Origin of the sequence: Streptomyces sp. NPDC001941 (assembly GCF_040296945.1) — a bacterium.
Lineage (GTDB): Bacteria > Actinomycetota > Actinomycetes > Streptomycetales > Streptomycetaceae > Streptomyces.
In genome coordinates, this window is the sequence record NZ_JBEOYE010000021.1 from 14,889 (window position 1) to 41,547 (window position 26,659).

The following is a 26,659-nucleotide window of genomic DNA, read 5'->3' on the forward strand; positions in this document are numbered from 1 at the left end:
GTAATGGATATCGCGGCTTTTCCTGTTACCTCCATGGGTCCTTTCGGGTGAACACGCGTGACGAGGGGTCAGGGGCCGGGAGCGGTCGTGGAGTTGAGGACGGTGGCCAGTTGGGCGCGGGAGCGGACGTCGAGCTTCTGGTAGATCCGGGTGAGCCGGGCCTCGACCGTCTTGACGCTCAGGTACAGGCGGGCCGCGGCCTCCTGGTTGCTGGCGCCCTCGCCGACGAGCCGGGCGAGGCGCAACTCGCCTTCGGTGAGGACCGGTTGGCCGCCGGTGGCGGTCGCCGGTTCGGGGCGGGCGGCGCTCAGGCCGCGGGTCAGGGCGAGCCACGGGGCCGCGCCCGCGCGTTCGAAGAGCGCGGCGGCCTGCCGCAGGGCGCGTTCGGCGGAGGAGCGCCTGCGGCGGCGGCGTTCGACGCGCGAGAGGGCGATCAGGCAGCGGCCGCGTTCCAGGACGAGCCCGTGGTCGGCGAAGCCGTCGGCGGTGTCGGCGAGCAGGACGGCCGCCTCGTCGGCCTTGCCGCCCGCGGCCAGGCACAGCGCGTAGACGCGGTCGTGGGACAGCAGCACGGTGGTGCGGCCGAGGCGGTCGGCGACCGGGCCGACGTCGGCGAGGACGGCCTCGGCCTCCTCGCGGGCGTCGCTCGCCAGGAGCGCCTCGGCCAGTTCCTCGTGCCAGCGCAGCATGGAGGGGTCGACGGCGCTCTGCGCGTTCTCGCCCTCCTGGACGCGGCGCAGGGTGTCCAGGGCCCCGGCGACGTCGCCGGTGACGAGCTGGACGCGGCCCAGGGCGTAGCGGGCGCGGGAGAGGAAGATGCGGTCGCCCTCCTCCTCGGAGGCCTGGACGCTGCGGCGGGCGTAGTCGGCGGCGCGGGCGAAGGTGCCGCCGGCGGTCTCGGCGAGGGCGAGCGCGTACCAGGCGGGGCCCGGGGAGAGCCCGGCCTCCAGGGTGAGGGCGAGGGAGCGGGCGGCGTGGGCACGGGCGGTGGCGCAGTGGCCGCGGCGGGCCTCGACCTCGGCGAGGGTGCGGTGGAGTTCGATGACGTCCTCGGCGGAGCCGCGCCGCTCGACCAGGGGCAGCAGGGCGTGGATGCGGGCGCGGGCGTCGGACAGCCGGTCGTCGAGCAGGGCGTGACGGATCGTCAGGATGCGGGCGGTGTTGCGGGCTCCGGGTGGGCCTTCGGCCTCTTCGAGGGCGAGGGCGCGCTCCAGGGCGCGTTCGGCGCCGGGTGAGCCGAGGGCCCGGTCGACGCGGGCCTGGAGGGTGAGGGCGCCGATGGTGGTGCGGCGGTCGCCGACGGAGTCGGCGAGGGCGGCCGATTCGACGGCGGCGGCGCGCGAGCGGACCGGGTCGCCGTCGGCGAGTACGTACTTGACGGCCAGGCGCAGCAGGACCCCGGCGCGCAGGGCGGGGTGGCCGTCGGAGTCCTCCATGGCGTGCACGTAGTGCTCGTCGAGGTCGGTGAGGCCCTGTCCGGCGGTGTCGAGGACGGCGAGGCGGGCGCGGACCCGGTCGGCGGGCGCGGCGTCGCGGGCCAGCAGGTCGGCGGCGGCGCGCTGGGCGAGGTCGGCGCGGGCGGCGCGGGCGGCCTCCTCGGCGGCCTCCACGAGGCGCTCCTGGCGGCGGGCCTGCTCCGTGACCGGGGTGGACTCGGCGGCGAGCAGGGCGAGTTCGGCGGCAAGGGTGTAATCGCCGCGACGCCGGGCGGTGCGGGCGGCGCCGTCGACCTCGGCGGCGAGGTCCTCGTCGGGGGCGTCGGCGGCGAGGGCGCGGTGGCGCACGGCGGCGACGGGGTCGTCGGCGACCCGGGCGAGCGCGGCGTGCCCGGCGGCGCGCCGGGCCCAGGGCGTGTCGTGGACGAGGGTGGTCGGCAGGAGGCCGGCGGTGAAGGCGACGGTGCCGTCCTCGGTGACGGAGATCAGCCCGGAGCGTTCGGCGGCGGCGAGTTCGGCCTCGGCGTCGGGACGTCCGGCGCGGCGGATCAGCGCGGCGGTGGGGCGGGGTGCGAGGGCGGCGAGCAGCAGGGAGGCGCGTACGGCGGGGGTGGCGGGGGCGAGCATGTGCCGGGCCAGGTCGCGGGCGCGGCCGGAGAGCGGCAGGGCTTCGGCGTGGTGGACGGGCGCGGCGGTGTCGGCGAGGCTGCGGCCGACGGCGAGGGCGAGGCGGGGGTTGCCGCCGCTGGTGCGGTGGATGCGTCCGGCGAGGCGGGCGGGCAGCCGGTGGCGTACCAGGAGGTCGGCGATCTCGTCGGCGTGCAGCGGCGGTACGAGCAGCACGTCGGCCTCGGAGGGCACCCAGAGGGGGAATCCGGCGGCGGCCGGTTCGGGGGCGGTCGCCGCAGGGGCAACGGGTACGGAGGCGGTCGTTTCGGAGGCGGTCGCCTCGGACATGGCCGCTTCGGACATAGCCGCTTCGGAGGTGGTCGCTTCGAGGGGAACGGGTCCGGAGGGTACGGGTTCGGGGGCGCCGACGGCCAGGGCGCGCAGGGTGGGCGGGGCGAGCTGGAGGGCGAAGCGCAGCAGTTCGGCGCTGTCGTCGTCGAGGCGGCGGGCGTCGTCGACGACGAGCAGGGTGGGTGCGGTGTCGGCGAGGGCGCGCAGGGCGCGGGCGAGGCCCAGGCGCAGGGCGACCGGGTCGGCGGCGCCGGGGGCGGCGGCCTCGCGGCTGAGGACGGCGACGGCGGCCCGCTGGGGTGCGGGGAGCGCGTCGAGGGCGCCGGGGGGCAGGGAGGCGACCAGGGCGGCGGCCGCGACGCCGGGCAGGTCGCGGTCGGCGGGCTGCGGGGCCAGGTGGAGGACGGTCTCGCCGCGGGCGGCGGCGCGGTCGGCGACGGCCCGGGCCACTTCGGTCTTGCCGATGCCCGCGGGGCCGGTGAGCAGGGCGCGGCCGCGGGCGTGCAGGACGTGTTCGACGCGGCCGACGAGTTCGGCGCGGCCGACGGGCGCCCCGGTGGCCGCGGGCGCGCCGGTGGCGTGTGCCGCGGTGCGGTTCGGGCTCGGTCTCACGCACCACTCCCCCTCCGTGCCGGTGCGGCGCTCCGGCCGGTCGGTGCCGGGGCCGCGTCCGGCCTCCCCCGGAGCGGGGCGGGCCCGTCCGGCGCGGGTCCCCTGCCCGCGTGAGCTGAGCATACGAACTCGGCCACGCACGTCCAGGCCCCGCGTCCGCGATGTGGGACGGCGGACGCGGCGGGGCGGGCCCTCGGCGGTCGGCCGCGGGCCCGCCCGTGTGCAGGTGGGGGGTGTGGGAGGGGGTGGGTCAGAAGGTCAGGCCCCAGGAGTCGAGGTACCCGGTGTCGCCGGTGGCGACGTCCTGCACCCGCAGCTTCCAGTCACCGTTCGCGGCCTTCGCGGAGGCGTCGACGGTGTAGGTGGCCTGGACGTTGTCCGCGGAGTCGGAGCCGCTGGAGTTCTTCAGGCGGTAGGCGGTGCCGTCGGGGGCGAGCAGGTCGACGACGAGGTCGCCGCGCCAGGTGTGCTTGATGTCGACGCTGACGGCGAGCGCGGCGGGCGCGTTGCCGGTCAGGCCGGTGACGGCGAGGGTGGAGGTGACGGTCGCGTTGTCGGCGATGGTGACGTCCGTGGTGCTGGTGAAGGTCCTGCCGCCGCCGGTGGAGCCGGTCACGGCCGCGACGGTCTTGGCGGCGTCGGCGATGCCGGTGCCGCAGCCGCCGGTGCAGGTGCCGGGCAGCGGACGGGCGTTGGCCTTGATCGCGGACTCGATCTGGGCGGGGGTCAGGGCGGGCTTCGCGGACTTCAGGAGCGCGGCGAGGCCGGCGATGTGCGGGGCGGCCATCGAGGTGCCCTGGTAGGGCTTGTAGGTCTCGGCGGCCTGGGTGGTGGTGCCGGAGTTCAGCGTGGAGAGGATGCCGTTCTCGGGGGTGGTGACGGTGCCGGGGGTGTCGGTGGCGCGGCGGGTCTCGCCGCCGGGGGCCGAGACGTCCACGGTGGCGCCGTAGTTGGAGTAGAAGGCGCGGTTGCCCTCGCGGCTGGTGGCGGCGACCGTGATGACGCCGGGGCAGTTGGCGGGGGTGGACGCGGCGGCGTCGGCGTTGCTGTTGCCGGCCGCGACGACGACGGTGGTGCCGCGCGCGACGGCCGCGTCGATGGCGTTGCGGTAGACGCTGGGGCAGGTCGCGCTGGAGCCGCCCAGGCTCATGTTGATGACCTTGGCCGGGGTGGGGTTGGCCGGGGCGCCGGGCACGCTGCCGCCGGAGGCCCAGGTGATGGCGTCGGCGATGTCGGAGGAGGTGCCGCCGCACTTGCCGAGGACGCGCACGGGCTGGATCTTCGCGCCGTAGGCGATGCCCGCGACGCCCTTGGCGTTGCCGGTGACGCCGGCGATGGTGCCGGCGACGTGGGTGCCGTGCCAGGAGGAGGTGGAGGCCTTGGAACCGGTGCCGCACTCGCCGTCGGTGGCGCTCCAGTCGCCCTCGTCCCTGGAGTCGGCGTCGCGGCCGCCGCCGTCGCGGGCGTCGGCGGCGGAGGAGATGAAGTCGTAGCCGGACACCACGTTGGCGGCCAGGTCGCTGTGGGCGGCGTAGCCGGTGTCGATGACGGCGACGGTGACGCCGCTGCCGTTCGCCTTGTCCCAGGCACCGGGCACGTTCATGCCGCCGGTGGGCTCGAACAGGTCCCACTGCTTGGCGTACTCGGTGTCGTCGGGCGCCACGGCGGTCGGGTAGGCGCGTACGTCGGGCTCGACGGAGGCGACGGCCGGGTCCGCGCGGAAGGCGGCCATGACGTCGGCGACGTCCCGCGTGCTCGTGGCGCCGCCGAGGTCGACGAGCGCGGCGCCGCCCGCGAGGCGGCGCTCGAAGGAGAGTCCCTCGCCGGTGCGCGCGGCCTTCTCGGCGGCGTCGCTCCGGGCGGCCGTGTTCGAAGTGGCTTCGGCAGTACGGGACTTGTAGGTCACGATGACCTTGTCGACCGGCGCGGCGGGCTGCGCGTGCGGCAGCACCTGGGAGGCCGGGGCGGTCGGGCTCGGCGCGGGCGCCGGGGCGGCGAACGCGGCCGAGGAGGCGGCCGCGACGCCGATGAGGGTGGCGCTCGCGGCGACGACGGATATGAGTCTCCGTCCGGAACCGTTCAAGGTGTTCCCTTTCAGGGCACGGCTCGTCCGCAACACGGAGCCGCTGGGTGCGGTGGGGGGTGGCGCGGGCGGCGGGGGGCGCGGAGCCGCGGTGCACCGTGGGGGTGGCACTCCCCGGCTCCGCGGGCCCGGCAGAAGCCGGGGGCCACCCGCGCGACAGCCCGTGCGGGGGCCGCCACCGGCGGCTGGGGTCCTCGTCCCGCCGATCGCGAGGCGTCGGGGAACGGGCACCGCCGGTGCGGCAGACAGTAGGGAAACGGCGGTTGAAGCCGATACGGGGGAAACCCTTGTCGTTGCCCCGGGCGCCCCGGTGAGGGGCGGTGGACCGGCGGGGACAGGGGTGGCGGCGGGGCCCGGGGACAGGTGCCGGCAGGTGTTAGGGCGGGGGCCCGGCGCGGTAACGATGCCGGGGTGATCCCGCACCCTGTTCTCCGTAACGCCCTGTCCGTGGCGGCCCTGTCCGTGTGCGCGGCGCTGTCGGCGTGCGCGGCCCCCGGACCCGTACCGCCGTCCGACGCGCGTCCGGCGGTGCTCCCCTCCGCGTCCGGTCCGCCGTCCGCCCGGGTGGACTGCCGTACGGTGCGCTGCGTGGCGCTGACCTTCGACGCGGGCCCGGGACCGTACACGGCGCGGCTGCTGGACGTGCTCAAGGAGAAGGACGTGCGGGCGACGTTCTTCCTGCTGGGCAGCAGGCACGTGACGGACCGTCCGGAGCTGGTGCGCCGGGAGGCCGCCGAGGGGCACGAACTGGGCAACCACACCTGGTCGCACCCGCGCCTGACGGAGCTGCCGGACCCGGAGGTCGAGCGGCAGCTGGTCCGGGTCCAGGAGCGGGTACGGGAGTTGACGGGCCGGACGCCGACGCTGATGCGGCCGCCCCAGGGCCGTACCGGCAAGCGCGTCGCCGAGGTGTGCCGGCGGCTCGGCCTGGCCCAGGTCCTGTGGTCGGTGACGGCCAAGGACTACAAGGAGCGCGATCCCGAGGTGATCACGCGGCGGGTCCTGGCGGGCGCCCGGCGCGACGGGATCATCCTGCTGCACGACATCTACCCGGGCACGGTCCCCGCGGTGCCCGCGATCGTGGACGGGCTGCGCGCCCGGGGCCTGGAACCGGTCACGGTCTCCGAGCTGTTCGCCCCCGGGGTGCCCGAGCCGGGCCGCGTCTACCGCACGGCTCCACCGAGGGTCGAGCCGGGCTCCAGCGCTTCTCCAGTCGCCGAGGAGTGATTGTCACACCCAGGGCCTAGACTGACGCCCATGTATCCGACACCCATCGACGCCCGCCCCGAGGCGGACCGGCTCAACGAGCTGATCCGTGCCCTGGTGGCGCAGCAGGCGGCGTGGTCGGACAAGGACCGGGCGCTGTACGAGTGGCTGCGGGAGAGGTGGGTGCAGGCGGCCTAGGGCGTGTTGCGAAAGTAGCGCCGTCCGCCCGCCCCCCGGTTCTTCCCCGCACGGTCCCCGGCTGTTCCTCCGCCGGTCCTCGACCGCTCCTCCCGTTCAGGCCGCGACCGCGACCGCGACCTTCTCGCCCTCCCGGGCCTCGCCCATCAGCGGCCGCAGCCTGCGGGCCATCAGGACCAGGACGACGCCCACGGCGATCGTAAAGGCGCCCTGCCAGAGGAAGTTGAGGCTCTGGCCGATCACCGCGTCCAGGCGCGGCAGCTGCCCGCCGATGCCGTCGCCGGTGGCGGCGGCCAGGAACCAGACGCCCATCATCTGGTTGGTGAACGCGCGCGGGGCCAGCTTGGTGGTGACCGAGAGGCCGACCGGGCTCAGGCACAGCTCGCCCATGACCTGGATGACGTACACGCCGACCAGCCACATCAGCGAGACGCGCACGCCGCCCGACGCGAGGGAGGCCGCGCCCGACATCACCACGAAGGAGGCGCCGACCAGGAGCAGGCCCAGGGCGAACTTCAGCGGGGTGCTGAGGCGGCTGCCCCTGCGCACCCAGAAGGCGGCGAACAGCGGGGCGAGGGCGATCACGAACAGCGAGGGGATCGACTGGGTCCAGCTGGCGGGGATGTGCCAGCCCAGGACGCTGAGGTCGGTGTGCTTGGCGGCGAACTCGTTGAGCTCGTTGCCCATCTGGTCGTACACCATCCAGAAGAGGGTGGCGGCGACGAACAGCCAGACGTAGGCGCGCAGCCGGGTCTTCTCGGTCGCGGTGATCTTCGGGCTGCGGTACATGGAGAGCAGTACGCCCGCCGGGACGACGACGGCGATCACGGTGAGCAGGAAGGTGACGTTGTCGACGGTGAAGGCGTGCGCCACGACCAGGGCGATGACCAGGGCGGCGGTGCCGAGCAGGGTGTACGCCGACGAGCGGCGCAGCCTGGTGCGCTCGGCGGGGGTGAGCGCGACCAGGGGCTCCTCGCGCAGGGCCGCCGTCAGGCGCCGGCCGCCGATGACGTACTGGGCGAGGCCGAGGGCCATGCCGACGGCGGCGCAGCCGAAGCCGAGGTGCCAGTTGACCTCTTCGCCGAGGTAGCCGACGACGATCGGGGCGATGACGGCGCCGAGGTTGATGCCCATGTAGAAGAGCGAGTAGCCGGCGTCGCGGCGCTGGTCGTCCTCGGGGGCGTAGAGGCGGCCGACGAGCGCGGAGATGTTGGGCTTGAGCAGGCCGGTGCCGACGACGATGAGGATCAGGCCGGGCCAGACGAAGGCGGCGCTGGGGACGGCCATCGCGAGGTGGCCGAGCATGATGACGACCCCGCCCCACAGGACGGCGCGGCGGGCGCCGAGCACGCGGTCGGCGACCCAGCCGCCGGGCAGGGCGAGCAGCGAGATCATCGCCATGTAGACGCCCTCGACGGCCTCGGAGGTGCCGGTGGCCAGGCCCATGCCGCCGGTCGCCGGGGAGGCGGCCAGGAAGTGGACGAGGATCGCGACCATGCCGTACAGGCTGAAGCGCTCCCACATCTCGGCCAGGACCAGCGTCGCCAGGCCCCGGGGGTGACGTGCACGCGCCCTGTGGCGGGGCGCCTCGGACTGCATACCTATCGAAGTCTTCACATATTCAGCGTGAAGGGTGATTACGGGCGGAACCGACCGTTCACGGTCAAGAATCGGCAATGAGCGGGCCCGGGACCCGGAGGTCCCGGGCCGGAGTACCCGTACGGGCGGGCGCCGGGCGGGCCGTTGGGCCCGGCGCCCCTCCCGGGCCCCTCAGCGGCGGCGCCGCTCCCCCGGCGCGAACGCCACCGTGGCGCGGGCCCGGGCCAGCGCGATCCCCGCCGACGCGCACACCAGGACCGCCACGAACGCGGTCATCCGCAGCGCCCAGGAGTCGGGGGCGGTGTCGTCGTCGAGCATCCCGTTCACCGTGCCGACGAACGAGAGGCCGGCGACGGGAGTGAGCAGTGCCGCCATCCGGTCCGCCGAGCCCGGAGCCCCCTTCAGCAGCGCGAGCCCCGCGCGCGCCACGCCGTACCCGAAGGCGGCGCCGAGCAGGCAGAAGACGATGCCGATGGCGCCTCCCGCACCGCGCGACTGACCGGGTCCCGCGTCCAGCGTCCACAACAGGGTCGCCACCGCGCCGCCCGCTCCGGCCGCCGCCATCGCACCCCCGAAGAGCGTGCCGAGCAGACCGGCGGCCGTGGCCGCGCCCGGGCGCGGTCCCGGTCGAGTCGGGGGCGGCACGGGGCGGCCGTGGGGCGCGTGCGACTGGGTCACCGGACGGGTCCTCTCGGTACGGAACAAGACGGGGTGTGACGGGGTAGAGCGGAGTGCGCCGGAACACGACAGGGCGCGTCCGGACGGGACGCGTCCGGACGGAACACCTCAGGCCGAGGCGCCAACATCCCTGCCGACGCGCCGAGTTCGCCGGTACTATAGAAAACCTAAGTACGGACTATCAAGAGGGAAGGCCGCCCGACGATGCCGCGCAGCTACGACCAGAACTGCCCCGCCGCGCACGCCCTGGACGTCGTCGGCGGACGCTGGACCCTGCTGGTCGTGCGGGAGTTGCTGCTGGGACCCCGGCGCTACACCGACCTCGTCGCCGGGCTGCCGGGCATCGGACCGAACGTGCTGTCCGAGCGGCTGCGCGAGATGCGCGGGGCGGGCCTGCTCGACCAGCGCAGGCTGCCGCCCCCGGCGGCCTCAGTGGTGTACGAACTCACCGCGCTCGGCGAGGGGTTGCGGCCCCTGCTGGACGAACTGACCCGCTGGGGAATGGCGTTGGACACCGGGCACCGTCCCGGCGAGGCGTTCCGGCTGAACTGGATCCTCAACTGCCTGCGCGCCAGCTTCCGCCCGGGCCTCGCCGACGGGGTGCGGGAGACCTACGAGTTCCGGGTTGACGGGGAGGTCTTCCACCTCGCCGTCGACGACGGCGCCCTGGACCTGCGGCACGGCCCGGCCACCGCCGCCTGCTCGCTGACGACGGACCTCGGCACCTTCCTGGCCGTCGGCGCCCGGCTCGTGGACCTGGACACCGCCGTCGCCAAGGGCCTGGCCCGCCTCACGGGCGACCGGGAGGCGGCCGGGCGCGCCGTGGCCATCTTGGGCGCGCACCCGGAGGCGACGGGCGGGCGGCACGGCATCGTCGGGGCCGTCGGCGCGAGCTTCCGCCCGGAGGCGGCGCGCGGGGTGCGGGAGACCTACGAGTTCAGGATCGAGGAGCTGGTCTTCCACGCCCGGGTCGAGGACGGCACGGTGGTCATGGGCGAGGGGCCGGCGCCCGACGCGGCGGCGGGCCTGGCCACCGACCTGGCCACGCTCCTGCAGCTCGGCGCGGGCGCGACGACCCTGGAGGCCGTGTTCACCTCCGGCGCCGCGAAGGCGACGGGAGATCCGGAGGCGGGGCTGCGGATGGCGGCGGCGTTCGGAACGGTGCTCGCCGAGGAGGAGGGCCGGGGCGCGTGAGGAGGGCCCGCGCACGGGGAGCGGGCACCGCTTCGAAGCGCCGGCCGGGGCTGGCGCTCGGCTCGCCCCGGCAGGCAGGAAGATCGTAAGCACAGGTCTGGACCAAATCCACCGGTCGTGCGGGACGTTCGGTCCGCGACCGGGTACTTCCACCGGTCCGAATCGGCGTATTAGCGGACAGTCCAGGCGGTTACCGCAAGTCCACTGGTGACGCGTGTCACCCGCATATTCCGGCCACCGGACGCACCAGGCGCACCCGTGACGCCGCCCCAGGAGACCGGGCTCCACCCGCCCCCGTACCGCCTCTGCGCGGGAACCTTCGGCCCGGAAGCCGGAACCCCGGACGCCGAAATCCCGGACGCCGGGACCCCGGGCATCGAACGCGCGGACATCGAAACCCCGGACGCCGGGCGCCAGGGCTCCGCACCCCCGGCAGGCCGTGCGGACGCCACAGGCGCGGGCGCGGACGCACCGGACGGTTCCCCGTCCCGTACGCCACGCGCCCGCGCGTCCTCCCCCGTACCAGCGACGCCCTCCCGTGCGCCGCTGGAGTCCCCACCGCGCGCCGCCTCCCCTCCGGGCGACGGCGGTGGTGTCGTGGCCCGGGACGGCACCGCGGAGGGTGCCGTCGCCGGGAGCGTGCGGCCGGGGTCCACCGGTACGGACCCGCCCCCGGCGGACCGCGCGTAGGCGGCCGCGGTGGCCCCGGCGGGCGGCTGGACCGCCGGACGGCCGTGCTGGGCGGGTACGGCGGTGGAGCCCCGGCCGCGGTCGGGCGCGGGGAGCACGGAGAGCGGGTGGGAACCGCCCGGGATCCCGGGTCCGGCGTGGTAGCCGGCGCCGCCGAGGGCCTGGACGGACAGCGCGAGCGCTCCGGCCAGCCCCATGGCGGTGGTGAACCCGAGCACCGGGGAGGTGTCGTCCCCGCCCTGGTACCGGCGGTGCCGCCCCGGGGTCCTGCCCATGCGCCGCACCTCCGGACCGTGTCCCCCGGGGGCCGGTCGGCTCCCCGTATGGTCACACCGTTACCCGCAGGCTCACGCCCCGTAAGCGCACCGAAGGGTCCGCACACCTACACGGACACGCCCCCGTTCGGGTGAATGCGGGGGCGGGATGCGGACGGAACGGGACATGTGTCCCGTAATCGCCGCGTCACGGATAGCGATCCGGGTTTCCGGATATCGGACACCAGGGGCGGGCGCCCGTCCGACCGTCTCATAATCGAGGGCAATTTCATCTCAGCTCTTGGACAGGCTCCTCATGACCCGGACTCCGACGCCCACGCCCGCAGTGCGTGCGGCGCAGCCCGAAGCCGACGAAGAACAGCGGCAGGCGCCGCTCTCCAACGGCCTCAAGCAGCGCCACCTCTCGATGATCGCCCTCGGCGGGGTCATCGGCGCCGGGCTCTTCGTGGGCTCCGGCGCGGGCATCGCGGCGGCCGGGCCCTCGATCGTGCTGGCCTACGCCGTCTCCGGGCTGCTGGTGATGTGCGTGATGCGGATGCTCGGCGAGATGTCGGCGGCGAACCCCGCCTCCGGCTCGTTCTCCGTGCACGCCGACCGCACGATCGGCCGCTGGGCCGGCTTCACGGCGGGCTGGATGTTCTGGACGCTGCTCGTGGTGGGCGTCGCCGTCGAGGCGATCGGGGCGGCACACATCGTGCAGGGCTGGTTCCCCGGCACCCCGTCCTGGCTGTGGGTGCTGGTCTTCATGGCCGTGTTCTGCGCGACCAACCTGGGCGCGGTCTCCCGGTTCGGCGAGTTCGAGTTCTGGTTCGCCGCGCTGAAGATCACCGCGATCGCGCTCTTCCTGACCGTGTGCACCCTGGCGATCCTCGGCCTGCTGCCCGGCACCGCCTCCCCCGGCACCGCGCACCTCGCGCACGACGGCGGGCTGCTGCCCAACGGCGTGAGCGGCCTGCTGGTCGGCCTGCTGGCCTCGGTCGTCGCCTACGCCGGGCTGGAGACGGTGACCATCGCCGCCGCCGAGTCCGCGGACCCGGTGCGCGGCGTGGCGAAGGCGGTGCGCACCACGATGTGGCGGATCGCCGTCGTGTACGTCGGCTCGATGCTGGTGATCGTCATGCTGATCCCGTGGCACGACCCGGCCGTGGTGGACCAGGGGCCGTACGCCGCCGTCCTGGACCGGCTCGGCGTGCCCGCGGGCGGCGAGATCATGAACGTGGTCATCCTGATCGCCCTGCTGTCCGCGATGAACGCCAACATCTACGGCTCCTCGCGCATGGCGTACTCGCTGGTCACCCGGGGGCAGGGGCCGAAGTTCCTGGGGAAGGTCTCCGGCCGGGTGCCGCGCCGCGCGGTCCTCGCCTCCAGCGCCTTCGGCTTCGTGGCGGTGCTGCTGTCCTACTGGTGGCCGACGACCGTCTTCGCCTGGCTGCTGAACATGGTCGGCGGGGCCACCCTGATCGTGTGGGGCCTGATCGCCGTCTCCCAGCTGGTGCTGCGCCGCAGGCTGGAGCGCGAGGCGCCGGGCAAGCTGGTCGTGCGCATGTGGCTCTTCCCGTACCTGACCTGGGTGGCGCTGGCGGGCGTGGTCGCGGTGCTGTTCCTGATGGCGGTCGAGCCGGACACGCGCCTGCAGCTGTACTTCACGGGCGGGCTCGCGGTGTTCCTCGCGGCGGTGGGGTACGCGCGGCAGCGGAAGGCCGAAGCGCGCTAGCCACGGTGGGCCGGGGGCCGGTTCCGTACGGGTACGGGACCGGCCCCCGGCACGTGCGCGGGACGCCTGGGCCGGAGGCGGGAGTGACTCAGACCGCCACCGTCCGCTCCCCCGCCGCCTCCCCGGCCGCCTGGGCGAACGCCCGGACCGCGCCCGAGTGGTCGGCGGCCCGCCAGACCAGGCCGTACCCGATCGGCTCCGCGGCCTCGAAGGGCACGTACGTCACCCCCGGCCGCGCGAAGTACGTCGCGCTGTGCCCGGCGCACAGCAGCGCCCCCTTGCCCGCGGCCACCAGCATCAGCGCCTCCTGCATGCTGGTCACCGACGGGCCCCGGCCGACCGGGCGGCCCGCGGGCGTGCTCGGCGGCACGTGTTCCTCCAGCCAGTACGCGGGCACCTCGCCGCCGACCCGCAGCAGCGGCAGCTCCGCCAGGTCCTCGGGGGTCACCGAAGCGCGGGAGGCCAGCGGGTGGCCCGAGGCGACCGCGAGGACGCGGCCGTCGGTGACCAGGGGCGGGCCGCCGCCGAGGTCGGCCTCGCGGACCGGCAGTTCGACCAGCTGCACGTCGAACTCGCCGTTGCGCAGCTGCCCGTAGCGGTCGGTGAGGGGCACCTCGCAGATCTCCACGTCCAGTTCGGGGTGCCGGGCGCGCAGGGACTCGGCGGCGGCGAGGACGACCTCGCCCGCCAGCGGGGTGGAGAAGCCGACGTGCAGGGTGCCGGTCACGCCCCGGGCCGCGTCCTGCGCCCGGGCCAGCGCGTCCTGGATGCCCCGGTGGTGGGGGGCCAGGTCGTCGCGCAGGCTCCGGCCCAGTGCGGTGAGGGTGACGCGGCGGCTGGTGCGCAGGAACAGGGGCGCGCCCACCCGCCGTTCGACGCGCTGCACCAGCTGGCTGACCCGGGCGCGGGACAGCCGCATGCGTTCGGCGGTGCGGCCGAAGTGGAGCTCCTCGGCGAGGACGAGGAAGCATTCGAGCTCATCGCGCTCCACGGCGGCCTCCTGCGGGGGCTCCGGGCGCGGTCGCGTTCTGATCGGTAAGCACGACTGAACGAACGTAGCGTTCTTCGGCGTTGTTCCGGTGCGGGCGCGGGACGAGGGTGGTCGTACGCACTTCAACCAACGGTCCCGCGCTCGCGGGGCCCCTTCCCCTTGCCGAGGTATGCCATGAGCACTCGTACGTCCGCGCCCGCCGACGGGGCGCTGCGCCCCCGCGACTGGGGCGTCCTGCTCGTCCTGTGCGGGGCCATCTTCCTGGAGGGCATCGACGTGGCGATGCTCAACGTCGCGCTGCCGTCGATCCGGCAGGACCTGGGCCTGTCCACCGGTCAGCTCCAGTGGGTGATGAGCGCCTACGTCCTGGGCTACGGCGGGTTCATGCTGCTCGGCGGGCGGGCCGCCGACCTGTTCGGGCGGCGGCGGATGTTCCTGCTGTGGCTGACGGTCTTCCTGCTCTTCTCCGGCCTGGGCGGGTTCGCCACCGAGGGGTGGACGCTGATCGCGGCGCGGTTCGTGACCGGAGTCGCGGCCGCCTTCATGACCCCCGCCGGGCTCTCGGTGATCACCACGTCGTTCCCCGAGGGGCCGCGGCGCACCAAGGCGCTGCTGCTGTACTCGGGGACGGCGGCGGCCGGGTTCTCGATCGGCCTGGTCGCGGGCGGGCTGCTGACCGCGCTGGGCTGGCGCTGGGTGTTCTTCGCGCCGGTCGCGCTGTCCGCCGTGATCCTGCTCGCCGCCACGGTCCTGGTGCCCAAGTCGCCGCGCCCCGCGCGGGACGGGCAGGGCGTGGACCTGGCGGGCGCGCTGTCGGTGACCGCCGCGCTGGTGCTGCTGGTGCTGGGCGTGGAGCGGGCCGCGCACGCGCCGCTCGCGCAGACCGTCGGCACGCTGGGGGCGGGGGCGCTGGCGCTGGCCGTGTTCGTGGCCGTGGAGCGCCGGGCGGCGGCGCCGCTGGTGCGCCTGGGCATCCTGCGGTCGGGGGCGCTGGTGCGCGCCAACGTCGCCGGGCTGCTGTTCGCCGCCGGGTTCTTCGGCTTCCAGTTCCTGGTGGTGCTGTACCTGCAGGAGCTGCGCGGCTGGTCCACGCTGGAGACGAGCTTCGCGATGCTCGTGATCGGGGCGGACGCGGTGCTGGCCCCGACGCTCACCCCGCGCCTGGTGGCCCGGTTCGGCAACGCCCGGGTGATCTTCGGCGGTCTGCTGCTCGCCTCGCTGGCGTACGCGCTGTTCCTGCCCGTCGGCGCGGACTGGACGTACGCGGCGATGTTCCCGAGCCTCATCGTGCTGGGCCTGGCGTTCGCCCTGGCCTACGGGCCGCTGACGATCGTGGCCACCGAGGGCGTCGCCGACGAGGAGCAGGGCCTCGCGGGCGGGCTGCTCTACACCTCCTTCCAGTTCGGCGCGGCGCTCGGCCTGTCGGTGGTGACGGCGGTCAACGTGGCGACCACGGCGTCGGGTTCGCCCGCCGACCGGCTGGACGGCTTCCACGCGGCCCTGGCCGTGCCGCTGGCGGCCGCGCTGCTCGCCGCCGTCGTCTCCGCCTTCGGGCTGCGCCGCCGCGCGGGCCGCTCGGTCGCCTCCGGAGAGGCCGCGTCCGACGCGGTGGTGGCCGAGCCCGCCGCCCGCTGACCGCCCGCCGCCCCGCGCGTACGCCACCTCGAGGAGGGATCCCGATGACCCGCAGGACCAAGGAGTTCGCCGACGTCCAGGACGCGTTCCTGACGTACGTGAGCGACATCAAGTACGCCACGATGGTCACCGTCGACCGGCGCGACCGGCCGCGCGCCCGGGTGCTCTTCCCTGTGTGGGAGGTCGTGGACGGCCGGCCGGTGGGCTGGCTCGCCGCCTACAAGACCCCGGTGAAGGCCGCCCACTTGGCGAACAACCCGCACACCACGTTCGCGTACTGGAGCCCCCGCCAGAACGCCGCCTTCGTCGACGCGGTCTCGTCCTGGGCCGAGGACGACGCCTCGCGGCGGCACGCCTGGCGGCTGTACGAGGAGGGCAGTCCACCGGGCCTGGGGTACGACCCGGCGCGCTACTGGCCCGGTGGCGTGGACGACCCCGGCTACCACGTGATCCGGATCGAGCCCTGGCGGGTGCAAGTGGTCAGGGGCTCCGACCTGGGCAGCGTCATCTGGCAGCCGGAGGACTGACCGCCCGGCCCGTCGCCCTCGTGCCCGTCTCCCCCGCCCGGGGGCGCCGGGCGCGGGGGCGGCGGGCGTTCGCGCGCCGTCAGCCCGGGCAGATCACGAAGTCCGGGTAGGAGTAGTGGCCCGGGGGCACCTCGCCCGCGTGCGCCGCGTCGAGTTCCAGGACGGCCGCGCGCAGGTCGTGGAGCTGATCGACCGTCATCTCCAGTACCGGCTCGTCGGGTTGGTAGGTGGTGCGGACCGGGTAGTCGACGCCGGGCCGGTTCGTCATCTCGATGTGGCAGCCCACGACGTGGGTGACGCGATGGTCGCGCGGCGCTGGGCTGCGACAATGGCGGGCGGCCGGCGGAGACCGGCGGCGGCCGGTCCGGAACGGGACGCGACGGGAAGAGGGGGAACTCCGTGCTGGTCACGCTGGTGCTGTGCGTGGTGGTCGTGGTGGCGCTCGGCGGGTGCGCCTGTGTGGTGTGGGCGTCGCGCGGCGGTCCGCGCTGGGCCCGCGCGGTCGGGGCGGTGACCCTGGCGCTGGGCGAGGTGGTGCGCCGCGGTGCGCGGTCGCGCGGCCGGTCGGGCCGGGGGTCGAACGACAGCGGTTCCTCGGACTGACCGGGCGGGTGGGCCTCCGCGGCCGTCCGCCGCTCGGCCCGCCACGGCCCGGGCCGTCGCCCGGGAGCCGGGTTCGGGCCCGGGACGCGGCGCTCCGGCGGTTCAGCGCGCGACGCGGACGGCCGGGGGCGTGCGCCGTCGAGGGGGCGTCGGCTCCGCTCGCTCGGGTCCCCGCCGACGAACGGGCTGCTCCATCGGTGCGGTTCTCGGGCTCCGGGGCCGGGCGGGGTGCGCACCGCACCGGCCCCGGCGGGCACGGCACGCGGACGTGCCGTGCCCATGGGAGCGCCTCCCGGCCGGGGGCGGCCGGGAGACGCCGCCACGGGCGTCGCGCCTACGTCGGTACCGGTGCCGGTGCTACGAGTTCCGGCGGTACCGGTGCCGGTCTCAGACGGGGCAGTTGACGTGGGTGTTGCCGGAGTTGGAGATGCCGTCCTTGGTGGCGGTGCCGCCGGCGTACTCGTAGTAGAGGTACGAGTAGAAGCTGATGTCCATGCCGCCGCCGCAGTTGCTGTTCTCCTCGACCTTGTAGGTCAGGGTGAAGGTGCGGGCCTGGCCCGGCGCTATGGGGGCGGTGTAGCCCGGCGCGCTGCCGTTCGCGGTACAGCTTGCGCCGGTGTCGGTGGTGCAGCCGGTCCAGGTGTACTTGAGGTTGCTCAGGCTGACGGCGTTGCTGGTGCCGTAGCTGGGCTGGAACGACTGCCAGACGAACTGGACCGCCGTGGTCTCGTTGTTGGTGAACTTCACGGCGACGTTGACCGTGTCGCCCGGGACGGCCGTGGCCTTGTCCGGGGTGATCTGGAGGAACGGCGCGTCGGCGGCCGAGGCGGGAGTGGCGAGGCTGAGGGAGGCGAGGGCCAGGGCGGCCGAGGCGGCCAGTCCGGTGACCCGCTTCTTGGTGATGGACATGACGCTGGACAGTAGGGGGTGATCCACGCGGCGTCTCCACCGTCTTCACGGCGTTGGCCGGATGTCGATTCCTCGTGAACGTCACCTTCACGCCACGCCCACGAGCACCGCGAGCGCCTTCACATTCCATTCATGATTGTCCGGCGTCAGGGTCCGGCCACGGGGGTCCCGGCGGAGCGCGGAGGTCCGTTCCGATCAAGTCGGCCGGATCGCGGTGCCCCACCCGCCACAGAAAGCGCGTTCACTCTCCGCTTCCCCTCGGGTGCGCAGGGCGATGCGCTGGGGTGAGGTCGACGTCCGGGCGCCGCGAGCGGATCGAGGCGGTTCGTACGTGTTACGACGCCCCGTCCCGCAGGGTCCAGCCGATGTCCCGCAGGACCCCGCGCACGACCGGCCCGATGGTGCGCGCGTACCGCCCGGGACGCAGTACGGGGCGCATCAGTTCCGGCTCGTCCGCCGACCACCACGCGGACAGGGCCTGGGCGCCGGGCGCCAGGTCCATCCAGGTGTGACTGGCGCTGCTGCCCTCCACGAAGGAGGGCGGCGCGAACATCCGCACCGGCTGCCCGCCGGCCGCGAGCCGCCCCCAGAAGCCGTCCCAGTAGAGGGAGTCGGAGGTGAGCGCCCGGGCGAGCTCGGGCGAGCCGTCGGGGAAGGTGTGCAGCGGCCGGTACGCGCCGTCCGGCAGGCGCACCGCGAGGTGGTCGCCGAACGGGGTGCGGCCCAGCTGGCACCCCGCGTCCGGCGCGCCGCACCGCATCGGCCCGGTCACGTGCAGCCCCGCGAACCCAAGCCCGTGGCCCAGCTCGTGCAGGACGGTGCTGCGGAAGTCACTCTGCCCGGGGCCGGGGTGCCCGTCGGCGCCCAGGTACCAGGCGGCGGCCGGGTTGAACCACGCCTGGACGTCCGGCAGGAGGTCGTCCTGCTGGCGGCCCGTCAGCGCGTTGGCCAGGGCCTCGGGGTACAGCAGGTCGTCGGGGCGCCCGGGGACGGAGTGCCAGGAGCCCGCCTGCGCGCCGCCGAGGACCGGGGTGCCAGGCAGCGGAAGGGCCCGTACGTCCACCGTGACCGGGACCGGGGACACCAGGACGTCGGCCCACTGGCGGGCGGCGGCCTCGAAGGTGCGCTCGGCCTCGGGGACCAGGTCGAAGGCGGGGTCGAAGGCGATGACGAAACTGCTGCCCGCACCGCGCACGACCCTGAGAGAGCGCGGCGCCCGGTCCGCCTGGCCCGTTCCCTGGTCCGCCTGCCGGGAGGTCCGCGGACCGGCCGCGGGGACCTCCGCGCCCGCGGCGACCGCCGGGGCCGTCGCGCCGCACACGACCGCGAGGCAGAGGGGGGCGGCGAGGCGGTGGAGCAGGGACACGGGTACCTCCGGTGGTGCGGGCGGCCGGCCCCCGGACTGGACGCTAGGTCCAGTCCGGGGCGGCCACAACCGGGGGACCCCGCGTGAACGGGTCCCGCGGCGGGGGCGCAGGATGCCGGGATGAACGAGAAGCTGACGGCGACACGCCTCGACACCTACACGCGGGCCGACCAGGCCGGGATCCTGGGCGACGGCCCCGACCCGTTCGGCGTCGACGACGCCGGGCTCACCTGGCGGTCCAAGGACGTCCACTTCGGCGTGCGCCTGGACGGGCGGCTCGTCGCCCACACGGGCCTGCTGCGGATGCCGGTCCGGGTGGACGGGCGCGAGGCGGAGGTGGTGGGCGTCGGCGGCGTCGCGGTAGCCCCGGAGGTACGGGGGCGGGGCCTGGCCCGTCTGGTGGTGGGCGCGGCGCTCGTGCACGCCCGGACGCTCGGCCCGGAGCACGCGCTGCTGTTCTGCCGGGCGCCGCTGACCGGGCTGTACGGGCGCCTGGGCTGGCGGGAGCTGGGCGAGGACGCCGACGTACACGTGGAGCAGCCCGGGGAGCGGGTCGTACGGATGCCGCTGCGCACGATGGTGACGCCGCTGCGCGAGGGCGCGTCGTGGCCGGCGGGACCGGTGCGGCTGCTGTCCCTGCCCATGTGAGCCACCGGGAGCGTGATACGCACTAGTGCGTATCACGTTTGACGCTAGTGCAAGCACGCACCTAGGGTCACGCCAAGATCAGCCCGTCCGACCGAAGGCGAACCCATGGCCGTCACCGTCACCCCCGTACGCCCCGAGGACCACGCCCGGTGGCGCGAGCTCTTCGCCGGGTACGCCGTCTTCTACGAGAACCCGCTCACCGACGCGGAGCTCGACCGCGCGTGGTCCTGGATCAACGACCCGTCGCGCGCGCCGCGCTGCCTGATCGCGCGCACCGAGGACGGGACCCCGGTGGGCCTGGCGCACTACCGCGCGGAGGAGTCGCCGTTCACCGGGGAGCGCGGCTTCCTCGACGACCTGTACGTGGACCCGGAGCACCGCGGCTCCGGCGTGGTCGACGCGCTCTTCGAGGAGCTGCGCCGGATCACGGTGGCCCACGGCTGGTCCTCGATGCGCTGGCGCACCGCGCACGACAACTACCGGGCCCGCGCCGCCTACGACCGGCACGCGAGCCCGATCCCCTTCCTCACGTACGCCCTGCACGACATCACGCCCCGGACCTGAACGCCCGGCTCTCCGCCGGCTCCGCACCGACTCCCCGAGGGAACGACCATGAGCGACGACCCCAGGACCGGCCCGCCCCTGCTCGGCGACGAGCGCGAGACGCTGCGCGCCTTCCTCGACTACCACCGGGCCACCCTGGCGATGAAGTGCGCGGGACTGACGGACGAGCAGCTGAAGGAGCGCTCGATGCCGCCGTCCACGCTGACCCTGCTCGGTCTCGTACGGCACCTGGCCGAGGTCGAACGGGCCTGGTTCCGGCGGGTGTTCGAGGACGGCGACGCGCCCATGGTGTGGTCGGAGGAGGTCGACTTCCAGGCGGCGTACGACGCGAGCGGCTCCTCGCGGGCCGAGGCGTTCGCCGCCTGGGAGGCCGAGGTGGAGGTCTCGCGGCGGATCGAACGCGCCGCGGGCTCACTGGAACTGACGGGTCGTCAGCCGCGCTGGGGCGAGGACGTCTCGCTGCGCATGGTGATGGTGCACGTGTTGCTGGAGTACGGACGGCACAACGGGCACGCGGACTTCCTGCGGGAGGGCGTGGACGGCGCCACGGGGGCCTGACTGGCGCGAAGTTACCACTTGGTATGCCGTGACTTGACAAGCAATCGGCAGTAGAACTCGTTCCCATTCCCCCTAGAGTGAGGAACATCACATGAGTGGTACTGCCAGATGTGATGGGGGATCCGGCGGCGTCTCACGCCGTGGATTCCTCGCAGGAACAGGTTCTATTCTCGGGGCCGCCGTCCTCTCCGGTCCCGCCATCGCGGCCCAGCCGCGCGCGGCGGTACGGGCGACGGCGGCCCCCATCGGCGACGGCGCCCGCGTCCCCGTCCTGGTCATCGGGACCGGCTACGGCGGCTCGGTCGCCGCGCTGCGCATGGCGCAGGCGGGCGTCGACGTGCACATGGTCGAGATGGGCATGGCCTGGGACACCCCCGGCGCGGACGGCAAGATCTTCGCCAACACCACCAAGCCGGACAACCGCTCGTTCTGGCTGCGCACCAAGACCAAACAGCCGCTGAGCAACTTCCTCGGCTTCCCGATCGACAAGGACGTCCCGAAGTACACCGGCATCCTCGACGCCGAGGAGATGGGCGGGATCATCGTCTACCAGGGCCGCGGTGTCGGCGGCGGCTCCCTGGTCAACGGCGGCATGGCGGTCACGCCCAAGCGCGCGAACTTCGGCGCGGTGCTGCCCTCGGTCAACCCGGACGAGATGTACGGCACCTACTACCCGCGCGCCAACGCGGGCCTCGGGGTGGGCCTCGTCAACCCGGACTGGTTCGAGACCGCGCCGTGCTACCAGTACGCACGGGTGGGCCGCAAGCACGCCCAGCGCTCCGGCTTCCCGTTCGTCTTCGTGCCCGACGTCTACGACTGGGCGTACATGGAGCAGGAACAGGCCGGGACGGTGCCCAAGTCGGCGCTGGACGGCGAGATCCTGTACGGCAACAACTACGGCAAGAAGTCCCTGCAGAAGACCTACATCGCGCAGGCCAAGGCCACCGGCCGCGTGTCGATCACCCCGCTGCACCGCGTCACCTCGGTCGCCCCGGCGTCCGGCGGCACCTACTCCGTCACCATCGAGCAGCTGAACACCGACGGCAGCGTCGCCGCCACCAAGGGCGTCACGGCCGACCGGGTGTTCTTCGCGGCGGGCAGCGTCGGCACCAGCAAGCTCCTGGTCAAGCTGAAGGCCACCGGGGTCCTGCCCAACCTCAACGGCGAGATCGGCCAGGGCTGGGGCGACAACGGCAACGTGATGTGCGGCCGCGCCAACCACCTGTGGGACCCCACCGGCAAGGTGCAGGCGTCCATCCCCTGCGGCGGAATCGACAACTGGGACGCCGGCGGTGCCTTCGCCGAGGTCGCGCCGCTGCCGACCGGCATCGAGACGTACGCGTCCTTCTACCTGTCGATCACCAAGAACCCCCACCGCGCCCAGTTCTCCTGGAACGCGGCGGCGAACCGGGTCGACCTGAACTGGCAGACCGCCTGGAAGCAGCCTTCGATCGACATGGCGAAGTCCATCTTCGACAAGATCAACGCGAAGGAGGGCACGATCTACCGCACCGACCTGTTCGGTACGTACAAGATCTGGGGCGACCACCTCACGTACCACCCGCTGGGCGGTGCGATCCTCAACAAGGCGACCGACAACTACGGCCGCCTGTACGGCTATCCGGGCCTGTACGTGATCGACGGCGCGCTGATACCGGGCAACACCAGCGTGAACCCGTTCGTCACCATCACGGCGCTCGCGGAGCGCAACATCGAGAACATCATCGCCCGCGACCTGTGACGGGCGGCGCGTGACGGACGGTGCGGGGCAGGAGGCATCGGGGGCGAGTCTTCTGCCGGGCCCGAAGGGGCCGCACCGCTGAGACCGGCACGGGAGAGGGGCCGTCGGGAGATCCTCCCGGCGGCCCCTCGACCCGTTTCCTCGTGGCTAGGGCTTGGGCAGGACGCAGACCGTGTCCAGGCCCAGGACGTGGTTGAGCCGGCCGAACGCCAGCCACGAGCCGATGTCCATGCTCAGCTCCACGATCTCCCGCTGGCTGAAGTGCGCGCCCATCCGCTCCCAGAAGTCCTCGTCCAGGTTGTGGTGGTCCACCGCGTACCGCTCGGCGTACTCCGCCGCCAGGCGCGTGCGGTCGTCGAAGGCGTCCGTCGTGCGCCAGTCGGTGACCGCCTGCGCGAACTCCGGCTCGACCTTCTCGCCGTCCCGCTCGGTGCGCCAGTCCAGGCAGAACTGGCACCCGTTGATCTGGGCGATCCGCAGCCGCGCGGCCTCGAACTCCCGCAGCCCCAGCTTGGTGTGGGCGTACACGGACAGCGAGAAGTTGGACGCCGCCATCCCGATCTCGGGCACCATGTCGCCCCAGACGTACGGGATCGGGTCCTCCCCCTGGGGGATGTCGATGCGCATGGGTCACTTCCTTCCGAGTCGGCCGACTGCGGGGCGCAGCGGTACGTCGAGTGCGTCGTACAGTCCAGGACCGGCCTCCACGAGCCAGTCGATGGCGCCCACCAGGCGGCCCACGGCGGTGGCGTTGCCGCCCGCCGAGCGGTTCTCGCCCTCGTCGGTCGCTTCCACGGACACCTCGATGCGCGGACGGCCCTCGATGACCACCCGGTGCGCGCCGTCGCCGGTGGGCGGCACCGGCCAGTCCGGGGCGCAGGAGGCGTGGATGCGGGTGACGTGCTCGATGACGATGCGCGGCTCGCCGTCGACGACGCCCTGGACCTCGAAGCGGATCGCGCCCTGGGTGCCCTTCTCGAAGGTGCCCATGGTGCGGGTGGTGACGGTCTCGTCCAGCGGCCGGCGTTCGAGCGTCTCGCGGATCTCGTCGAGTTCGACGCCCAGCGCGCGGGCCATCAGGCGGACCTGCCCGCCCCAGACCATGGTGGGGACGGTCTCGATGAGCATCGGCGCCTGGTAGTCCATCGGCTGGCCCATGCCGATCAAGTACCGTACGGATTCCTCCTGTTCGTACGTGGAGTAGTCGAAGATCTCCTGGCAGCGGATGGCGTCCACGGTGGTGCCGAGGCCGCTCACCAGCAGCGGCAGCACGTCGTTGCCCCAGCCGGGGTCGACGCCGGAGACGAACAGGGCGCCGCCGCCCTCCGCGATGGCCTCGACCATCGGGTCGCGGAACTCGGGCGGCGCGTTGCGCTGGTCGTAGAGGGGGTAGAGGGCGGGCGTGACGACCACGGCGCCCGCGCGCAGGGCGCGCGCGATGTCGGCCAGGGCCTCGTCGGGGCGTACGTCGCCGGAGGCGGCGTACACCACGGCCCGGGGCCCGGCCGCCAGCACCGAGTCGATGTCGTCGGTGGCGGCGACGCCCAACTCGCTTCCCGCGTCGGCGAGTTCACCGGCGTCGCGGCCGACCTTGGCTGGATTGTGGACGATCACGGCGGAGAGTTTCAGAGCCGGGTGGGCGTGGACGGCACGTATGGCCGCACGGCCGACGTTGCCGGTGCCCCAGACAACCGTGGGAATCATGCGCGGAGGGTAACGCCGGGGCGTGACGGTTCCCATAGGCGTGCGGGCCGAATATGAACGAGTGGGCAAACAGTTCGTTCACAATATTTCGTTGACAGTGGAGTGTGTGTGGCAGCACACTCGGGGCATGGACATGGAGCAGACACAGCCGGGGACGCCGGACGCCGACCCGTCGACCGACCCTTCGGCCGGCCCGTCGAAGGCGTCCTTCACGCCGCCCAGCGCCGAGGACGCCCGCGCGCGGCGCGTCTACCCGTCCCTGTTCCGGATCGCCGAGCGGCACGCGGCCACCGAGGAGCAGCGGCGCCGTCAGACGAACCCGGCCCTCCTCGGCCCGCACGAGGCCGTGCGGCTGGTGTCGTTCCTGCTCAGCGGCGCCGCGCTGGTCGAGGACGGCGAGCCCGGGGTGGACCGGGACGACATCACGGCGGCGCTCACCCTGATGCCGCTGGTGCGCGGCGAGCTGGACGAGCTGGAGGCGGGGCTGCTGCGGATGGCCCGGGGGCGCGGCATGACCTGGCCGGACCTGGCGTTCGGCCTGGGCCTCGGCACCCCGCAGGCGGCGCGCCAGCGGTACGAGAGGCTGCTGGCCCGCACCCACGAGGCGGCGCCGGAGGACTGAGGCGGGGCCCCGGGGAGGGCGGGATCGCACCACCCCTCCCCCGTTCAGAGGCCACCGCTCAGAAACGCGCTCCGCCGGGCAGCCCCACCTCGAACCAGACGACCTTGCCGGTGGAGAGCCGGGTGGCACCCCAGCGCCGGGCCAGCCGGTTGACCAGGAACAGCCCCCGGCCGCCCTCGTCGGTCTCCCGCGCCCTGCGCTGGCGCGGCAGCTGCGGGGAGTCGTCACCCACCTCACAGCGCAGCACGTCCGTACGCAACAGCCGCAGCGTCACCGGCCGCTCCGCGTACCGCACCGCGTTGGTCACCACCTCGCTCACCAGCAGCTCCACCGAGTCCGAGAGCTCCTCCAGGTCCCAGCGCGCCAGCGCCCGCCGCGCCAGGCGCCGGGCCCGGCCCGGCGCCGCGTCCTCCGGCTCCAGGAACCAGTACGCCACGTCACTGGGCGCGATCCCGTCGAACCGGGCCGCCAGCAGCGCGATGTCGTCGTCCCGGTCCCCCGGCCCCAGCATGTCCAGCACGTCGTCACACAACGCCTCAAGAGGCGGCGAATGGTCCGGCCCGGTCAGCTGCGCCGTCGCCGCCAGCCGCTCCCGCAGTTGCTCTATGCCCGTCCACACGTCCCGCAGCCGCGACTCCACCAGACCGTCGGTGTACAGCAGCAGCGTCGCCCCGGCCGGCGCGTCCAGCTCCACGGCCTCGAAGTCCACCCCGCCCACCCCGATCGGCGCGCCCGGCGGCACCCGCAGCACCTCCGCACGCCCGCCCAGGTGCAGCAGTATCGGCGGCGGATGCCCCGCGTTGGCGATCGTGATCCGGTGCGACACCGGGTCGTACACCGCGTACAAGCACGTCGCCATGCCGTCGGAGCCCAGGTCGAGGGCGAGCTCCTGGGTGTGTCGCAGGACCTCGGCCGGGTCCAGGCCCACCTTGCTCAACGCACGGATCGCGGTGCGCAGTTGCCCCATGATGGCGGCCGAGGTCATGGAGTGGCCCATCACGTCGCCCACCACCAGCGCCACCCGGCTGCCCGGCAGCGGGATCGCGTCGTACCAGTCCCCGCCCACCCGGGCCGTCTCGGCGGCCGGCAGGTAGCGCGAGGCCAGCCGGATGCCGGTGGGGCGGGGCAGTGAGTCGGGCAGCATGGTGCGCTGGAGCTCGTCGGCGATGTAGACCTCGCGGCCGTACAGCACCGCCTTGTCGATGCCCAGCGCGGTGTGCGTCGCCAACTGGGCGGCCACCAGCAGGTCGTCGGCCTCGAAGCCGGAGGTGTCGGCGCGCCGGAAGAACACGGCCGCACCGATCACCCGGCGCCGCCCCCGCACCGGCGCGAGGATCACCCGGCGCTCGCCCGGCACCGGGAAGTCCTCGCCCAGGAGTTCGGGCAGGGCCGCGGCGGTGGAGGGGGTGTCGGCGAAGACCGGGCGCACCCCGCGCAGCACCTCGGCCAGCGGGCCGCCGTAGCGCACGTCGGCCAGTTCGGCGGCGGGCGTCAGCTCCCCCGGGGCGAGCGCCGGCACCCGGGCCAGGCGGTGGGTGCCGAAGCCCTCGTCGGTGGAGCGGCGCAGCCGCAGCACGAAGCGGTCGGCGGGCCGCTCGTCACCGACGGGGAGCGGGTCGCGCAGGTAGACCAGGATCGCGTCCGAGAAGGTCGGGACGGCCGCCCGGCACAGCCCGAGCACGATCTCGTCCAGGTCGAGGCCCCGGGCGATGCGTCTGGTGGCGGCGCCCACGAACCGCAGCCGGTCGCCCTCGCGCGGCGCGAGGCCCATCGCGTCGGCGGCGGACTGCGGCGGGGTCAGGGTGGGCCCGCCGTCCCCGAGGCCGGCCGCGGGGGCGGCCCCTTCCGGGTCGCTGCCCGGGAACTGCCAGATGGAATCGGCGAGTTCGGTGGGGGGTTCAGCCATTCCCCTCTCCCTCCTCATCGGTCACGGCGCCCGGTGGACGCGGCCGGGCACGCCGCGCCGAGGTACGCCACCCCGGCCGGGCGTAGCCGTCATTGTGCTGCGTCTGACGCCTTCCCGCCGTGGGATCGACAATGCCGGTCCCGCGGCACCCGGCAGCGGGTGGAGGGTCAGACTACGGCCGCGGGGCGGTCCGGGCACGCGTCGGGGCCGAGTCCGTGCGCACCGCGTCGCGACGGAGGG

23 protein-coding genes are annotated in these 26,659 nt (G+C 74.2%); 12 read left to right on the top strand and 11 right to left on the bottom strand.

Translation table 11 applies throughout. The features are described 5' to 3' along the window. Positions 1-68: 68 nt before the first annotated feature. Both ABT160_RS16655 and ABT160_RS16660 read right to left on the bottom strand, forming a co-directional pair. Complete coding sequence (locus tag ABT160_RS16655) at positions 69-3,008, bottom strand: AAA family ATPase (RefSeq protein ID WP_351648141.1); 2,940 nt, start codon at positions 3,006-3,008, stop codon at positions 69-71. Between the two features lie 250 nt (positions 3,009-3,258). Next, complete coding sequence (locus tag ABT160_RS16660; RefSeq protein WP_351648144.1) at positions 3,259-5,091, bottom strand: S8 family serine peptidase; 1,833 nt, start codon at positions 5,089-5,091, stop codon at positions 3,259-3,261. Between the two features lie 411 nt (positions 5,092-5,502). Between ABT160_RS16660 and ABT160_RS16665 the strand changes: the two genes are divergently transcribed. Both ABT160_RS16665 and ABT160_RS16670 read left to right on the top strand, forming a co-directional pair. Further along, positions 5,503-6,318 (top strand): polysaccharide deacetylase family protein, encoded by an 816-nt coding sequence (locus ABT160_RS16665; RefSeq protein WP_351648146.1) that lies wholly within the window; start codon positions 5,503-5,505, stop codon positions 6,316-6,318. Between the two features lie 30 nt (positions 6,319-6,348). Continuing rightward, positions 6,349-6,495 (top strand): hypothetical protein, encoded by a 147-nt coding sequence (locus tag ABT160_RS16670; RefSeq protein WP_351648147.1) that lies wholly within the window; start codon positions 6,349-6,351, stop codon positions 6,493-6,495. Between the two features lie 96 nt (positions 6,496-6,591). On the opposite strand, the gene ABT160_RS16675 is transcribed toward ABT160_RS16670, so the two are convergent. Together ABT160_RS16675 and ABT160_RS16680 are read right to left on the bottom strand one after the other, a co-directional pair. After that, positions 6,592-8,112, bottom strand: a complete 1,521-nt coding sequence (locus ABT160_RS16675; RefSeq protein ID WP_351648149.1) for a peptide MFS transporter — start codon at positions 8,110-8,112, stop codon at positions 6,592-6,594. Between the two features lie 153 nt (positions 8,113-8,265). Further along, on the bottom strand, positions 8,266-8,772 hold the full coding sequence (locus ABT160_RS16680) for a hypothetical protein (protein WP_351648151.1): 507 nt from the start codon (positions 8,770-8,772) through the stop codon (positions 8,266-8,268). A gap of 204 nt (positions 8,773-8,976) precedes the next feature. On the opposite strand from ABT160_RS16680, the gene ABT160_RS16685 reads away from it, so the two are divergent. Together ABT160_RS16685 and ABT160_RS16690 are read left to right on the top strand one after the other, a co-directional pair. Next, a complete protein-coding gene (locus tag ABT160_RS16685) occupies positions 8,977-9,966 on the top strand; it encodes a winged helix-turn-helix transcriptional regulator (RefSeq protein WP_351648153.1) in 990 nt (329 codons plus the stop codon). Between the two features lie 1,260 nt (positions 9,967-11,226). Continuing rightward, positions 11,227-12,645 (top strand): amino acid permease, encoded by a 1,419-nt coding sequence (locus ABT160_RS16690; protein WP_351648155.1) that lies wholly within the window; start codon positions 11,227-11,229, stop codon positions 12,643-12,645. Between the two features lie 88 nt (positions 12,646-12,733). On the opposite strand, the gene ABT160_RS16695 is transcribed toward ABT160_RS16690, so the two are convergent. Beyond that, a complete protein-coding gene (locus ABT160_RS16695) occupies positions 12,734-13,636 on the bottom strand; it encodes a LysR family transcriptional regulator (protein WP_351648157.1) in 903 nt (300 codons plus the stop codon). Positions 13,637-13,810: 174 nt separating this feature from the next. On the opposite strand from ABT160_RS16695, the gene ABT160_RS16700 reads away from it, so the two are divergent. Both ABT160_RS16700 and ABT160_RS16705 read left to right on the top strand, forming a co-directional pair. Further along, positions 13,811-15,271 carry an MFS transporter gene (locus ABT160_RS16700; protein ID WP_351648158.1) on the top strand — a complete coding sequence of 487 codons (1,461 nt, stop codon included), beginning with the start codon at positions 13,811-13,813 and terminating at the stop codon, positions 15,269-15,271. A 44-nt stretch (positions 15,272-15,315) separates the two neighbouring features. Then, positions 15,316-15,798 carry a pyridoxamine 5'-phosphate oxidase family protein gene (locus ABT160_RS16705; protein WP_351648160.1) on the top strand — a complete coding sequence of 161 codons (483 nt, stop codon included), beginning with the start codon at positions 15,316-15,318 and terminating at the stop codon, positions 15,796-15,798. 79 nt (positions 15,799-15,877) lie between these two features. Here ABT160_RS16705 and ABT160_RS16710 read toward each other — a convergent pair whose 3' ends face one another. Continuing rightward, positions 15,878-16,066: a hypothetical protein gene (locus ABT160_RS16710; RefSeq protein WP_351648161.1), complete on the bottom strand. Its 189-nt coding sequence runs from the start codon at positions 16,064-16,066 to the stop codon at positions 15,878-15,880. 131 nt (positions 16,067-16,197) lie between these two features. Here ABT160_RS16710 and ABT160_RS16715 point away from each other — a divergent pair, with 131 nt between their 5' ends. Then, on the top strand, positions 16,198-16,401 hold the full coding sequence (locus ABT160_RS16715; RefSeq protein ID WP_351648163.1) for a hypothetical protein: 204 nt from the start codon (positions 16,198-16,200) through the stop codon (positions 16,399-16,401). A 387-nt stretch (positions 16,402-16,788) separates the two neighbouring features. On the opposite strand, the gene ABT160_RS16720 is transcribed toward ABT160_RS16715, so the two are convergent. Then, entirely contained in the window at positions 16,789-17,310 is a 522-nt protein-coding gene (locus tag ABT160_RS16720) for a hypothetical protein (protein ID WP_351648164.1), read from the bottom strand. Between the two features lie 334 nt (positions 17,311-17,644). Further along, a complete protein-coding gene (locus ABT160_RS16725) occupies positions 17,645-18,676 on the bottom strand; it encodes a hypothetical protein (RefSeq protein ID WP_351648166.1) in 1,032 nt (343 codons plus the stop codon). A gap of 120 nt (positions 18,677-18,796) precedes the next feature. Between ABT160_RS16725 and ABT160_RS16730 the strand changes: the two genes are divergently transcribed. The 4 genes from ABT160_RS16730 (at position 18,797) to ABT160_RS16745 (ending at position 22,187) form a co-directional block, all read left to right on the top strand. After that, a complete protein-coding gene (locus ABT160_RS16730; protein ID WP_351648167.1) occupies positions 18,797-19,324 on the top strand; it encodes a GNAT family N-acetyltransferase in 528 nt (175 codons plus the stop codon). Positions 19,325-19,429: 105 nt separating this feature from the next. Continuing rightward, complete coding sequence (locus ABT160_RS16735) at positions 19,430-19,888, top strand: GNAT family N-acetyltransferase (RefSeq protein ID WP_351648169.1); 459 nt, start codon at positions 19,430-19,432, stop codon at positions 19,886-19,888. 48 nt (positions 19,889-19,936) lie between these two features. After that, on the top strand, positions 19,937-20,446 hold the full coding sequence (locus ABT160_RS16740; RefSeq protein WP_351648171.1) for a DinB family protein: 510 nt from the start codon (positions 19,937-19,939) through the stop codon (positions 20,444-20,446). A gap of 91 nt (positions 20,447-20,537) precedes the next feature. Continuing rightward, positions 20,538-22,187, top strand: a complete 1,650-nt coding sequence (locus ABT160_RS16745; protein WP_351648173.1) for a GMC oxidoreductase — start codon at positions 20,538-20,540, stop codon at positions 22,185-22,187. 147 nt (positions 22,188-22,334) lie between these two features. Here the strand turns inward: ABT160_RS16745 and ABT160_RS16750 are convergent, their stop codons facing one another. Both ABT160_RS16750 and ABT160_RS16755 read right to left on the bottom strand, forming a co-directional pair. Continuing rightward, positions 22,335-22,814 carry a carboxymuconolactone decarboxylase family protein gene (locus tag ABT160_RS16750; RefSeq protein ID WP_351648175.1) on the bottom strand — a complete coding sequence of 160 codons (480 nt, stop codon included), beginning with the start codon at positions 22,812-22,814 and terminating at the stop codon, positions 22,335-22,337. A 3-nt stretch (positions 22,815-22,817) separates the two neighbouring features. Then, complete coding sequence (locus tag ABT160_RS16755) at positions 22,818-23,891, bottom strand: NAD(P)H-dependent amine dehydrogenase family protein (protein ID WP_351648177.1); 1,074 nt, start codon at positions 23,889-23,891, stop codon at positions 22,818-22,820. A gap of 133 nt (positions 23,892-24,024) precedes the next feature. On the opposite strand from ABT160_RS16755, the gene ABT160_RS16760 reads away from it, so the two are divergent. After that, positions 24,025-24,513: a DNA-binding protein gene (locus tag ABT160_RS16760; protein ID WP_502984241.1), complete on the top strand. Its 489-nt coding sequence runs from the start codon at positions 24,025-24,027 to the stop codon at positions 24,511-24,513. A gap of 58 nt (positions 24,514-24,571) precedes the next feature. Here ABT160_RS16760 and ABT160_RS16765 read toward each other — a convergent pair whose 3' ends face one another. Then, complete coding sequence (locus ABT160_RS16765; protein ID WP_351648181.1) at positions 24,572-26,419, bottom strand: SpoIIE family protein phosphatase; 1,848 nt, start codon at positions 26,417-26,419, stop codon at positions 24,572-24,574. Between the last annotated feature and the right edge of the window lie 240 nt (positions 26,420-26,659).

Excerpts from the sequence above, each read along its gene's own strand:
- ABT160_RS16670 (WP_351648147.1), top strand. The coding sequence starts at position 6,349 with ATGTATCCGACACCCATCGACGCCCGCCCCGAGGCGGACCGGCTCAAC.
- ABT160_RS16685 (WP_351648153.1), top strand. The coding sequence starts at position 8,977 with ATGCCGCGCAGCTACGACCAGAACTGCCCCGCCGCGCACGCCCTGGAC.
- ABT160_RS16690 (WP_351648155.1), top strand. The coding sequence starts at position 11,227 with ATGACCCGGACTCCGACGCCCACGCCCGCAGTGCGTGCGGCGCAGCCC.
- ABT160_RS16700 (WP_351648158.1), top strand. The coding sequence starts at position 13,811 with ATGAGCACTCGTACGTCCGCGCCCGCCGACGGGGCGCTGCGCCCCCGC.
- ABT160_RS16705 (WP_351648160.1), top strand. The coding sequence starts at position 15,316 with ATGACCCGCAGGACCAAGGAGTTCGCCGACGTCCAGGACGCGTTCCTG.
- ABT160_RS16710 (WP_351648161.1), bottom strand. The coding sequence starts at position 16,066 with ATGACGAACCGGCCCGGCGTCGACTACCCGGTCCGCACCACCTACCAA.
- ABT160_RS16720 (WP_351648164.1), bottom strand. The coding sequence starts at position 17,310 with ATGTCCATCACCAAGAAGCGGGTCACCGGACTGGCCGCCTCGGCCGCC.
- ABT160_RS16730 (WP_351648167.1), top strand. The coding sequence starts at position 18,797 with ATGAACGAGAAGCTGACGGCGACACGCCTCGACACCTACACGCGGGCC.
- ABT160_RS16735 (WP_351648169.1), top strand. The coding sequence starts at position 19,430 with ATGGCCGTCACCGTCACCCCCGTACGCCCCGAGGACCACGCCCGGTGG.
- ABT160_RS16740 (WP_351648171.1), top strand. The coding sequence starts at position 19,937 with ATGAGCGACGACCCCAGGACCGGCCCGCCCCTGCTCGGCGACGAGCGC.
- ABT160_RS16745 (WP_351648173.1), top strand. The coding sequence starts at position 20,538 with ATGAGTGGTACTGCCAGATGTGATGGGGGATCCGGCGGCGTCTCACGC.
- ABT160_RS16750 (WP_351648175.1), bottom strand. The coding sequence starts at position 22,814 with ATGCGCATCGACATCCCCCAGGGGGAGGACCCGATCCCGTACGTCTGG.
- ABT160_RS16755 (WP_351648177.1), bottom strand. The coding sequence starts at position 23,891 with ATGATTCCCACGGTTGTCTGGGGCACCGGCAACGTCGGCCGTGCGGCC.
- ABT160_RS16760 (WP_502984241.1), top strand. The coding sequence starts at position 24,025 with ATGGAGCAGACACAGCCGGGGACGCCGGACGCCGACCCGTCGACCGAC.
- ABT160_RS16765 (WP_351648181.1), bottom strand. The coding sequence starts at position 26,419 with ATGGCTGAACCCCCCACCGAACTCGCCGATTCCATCTGGCAGTTCCCG.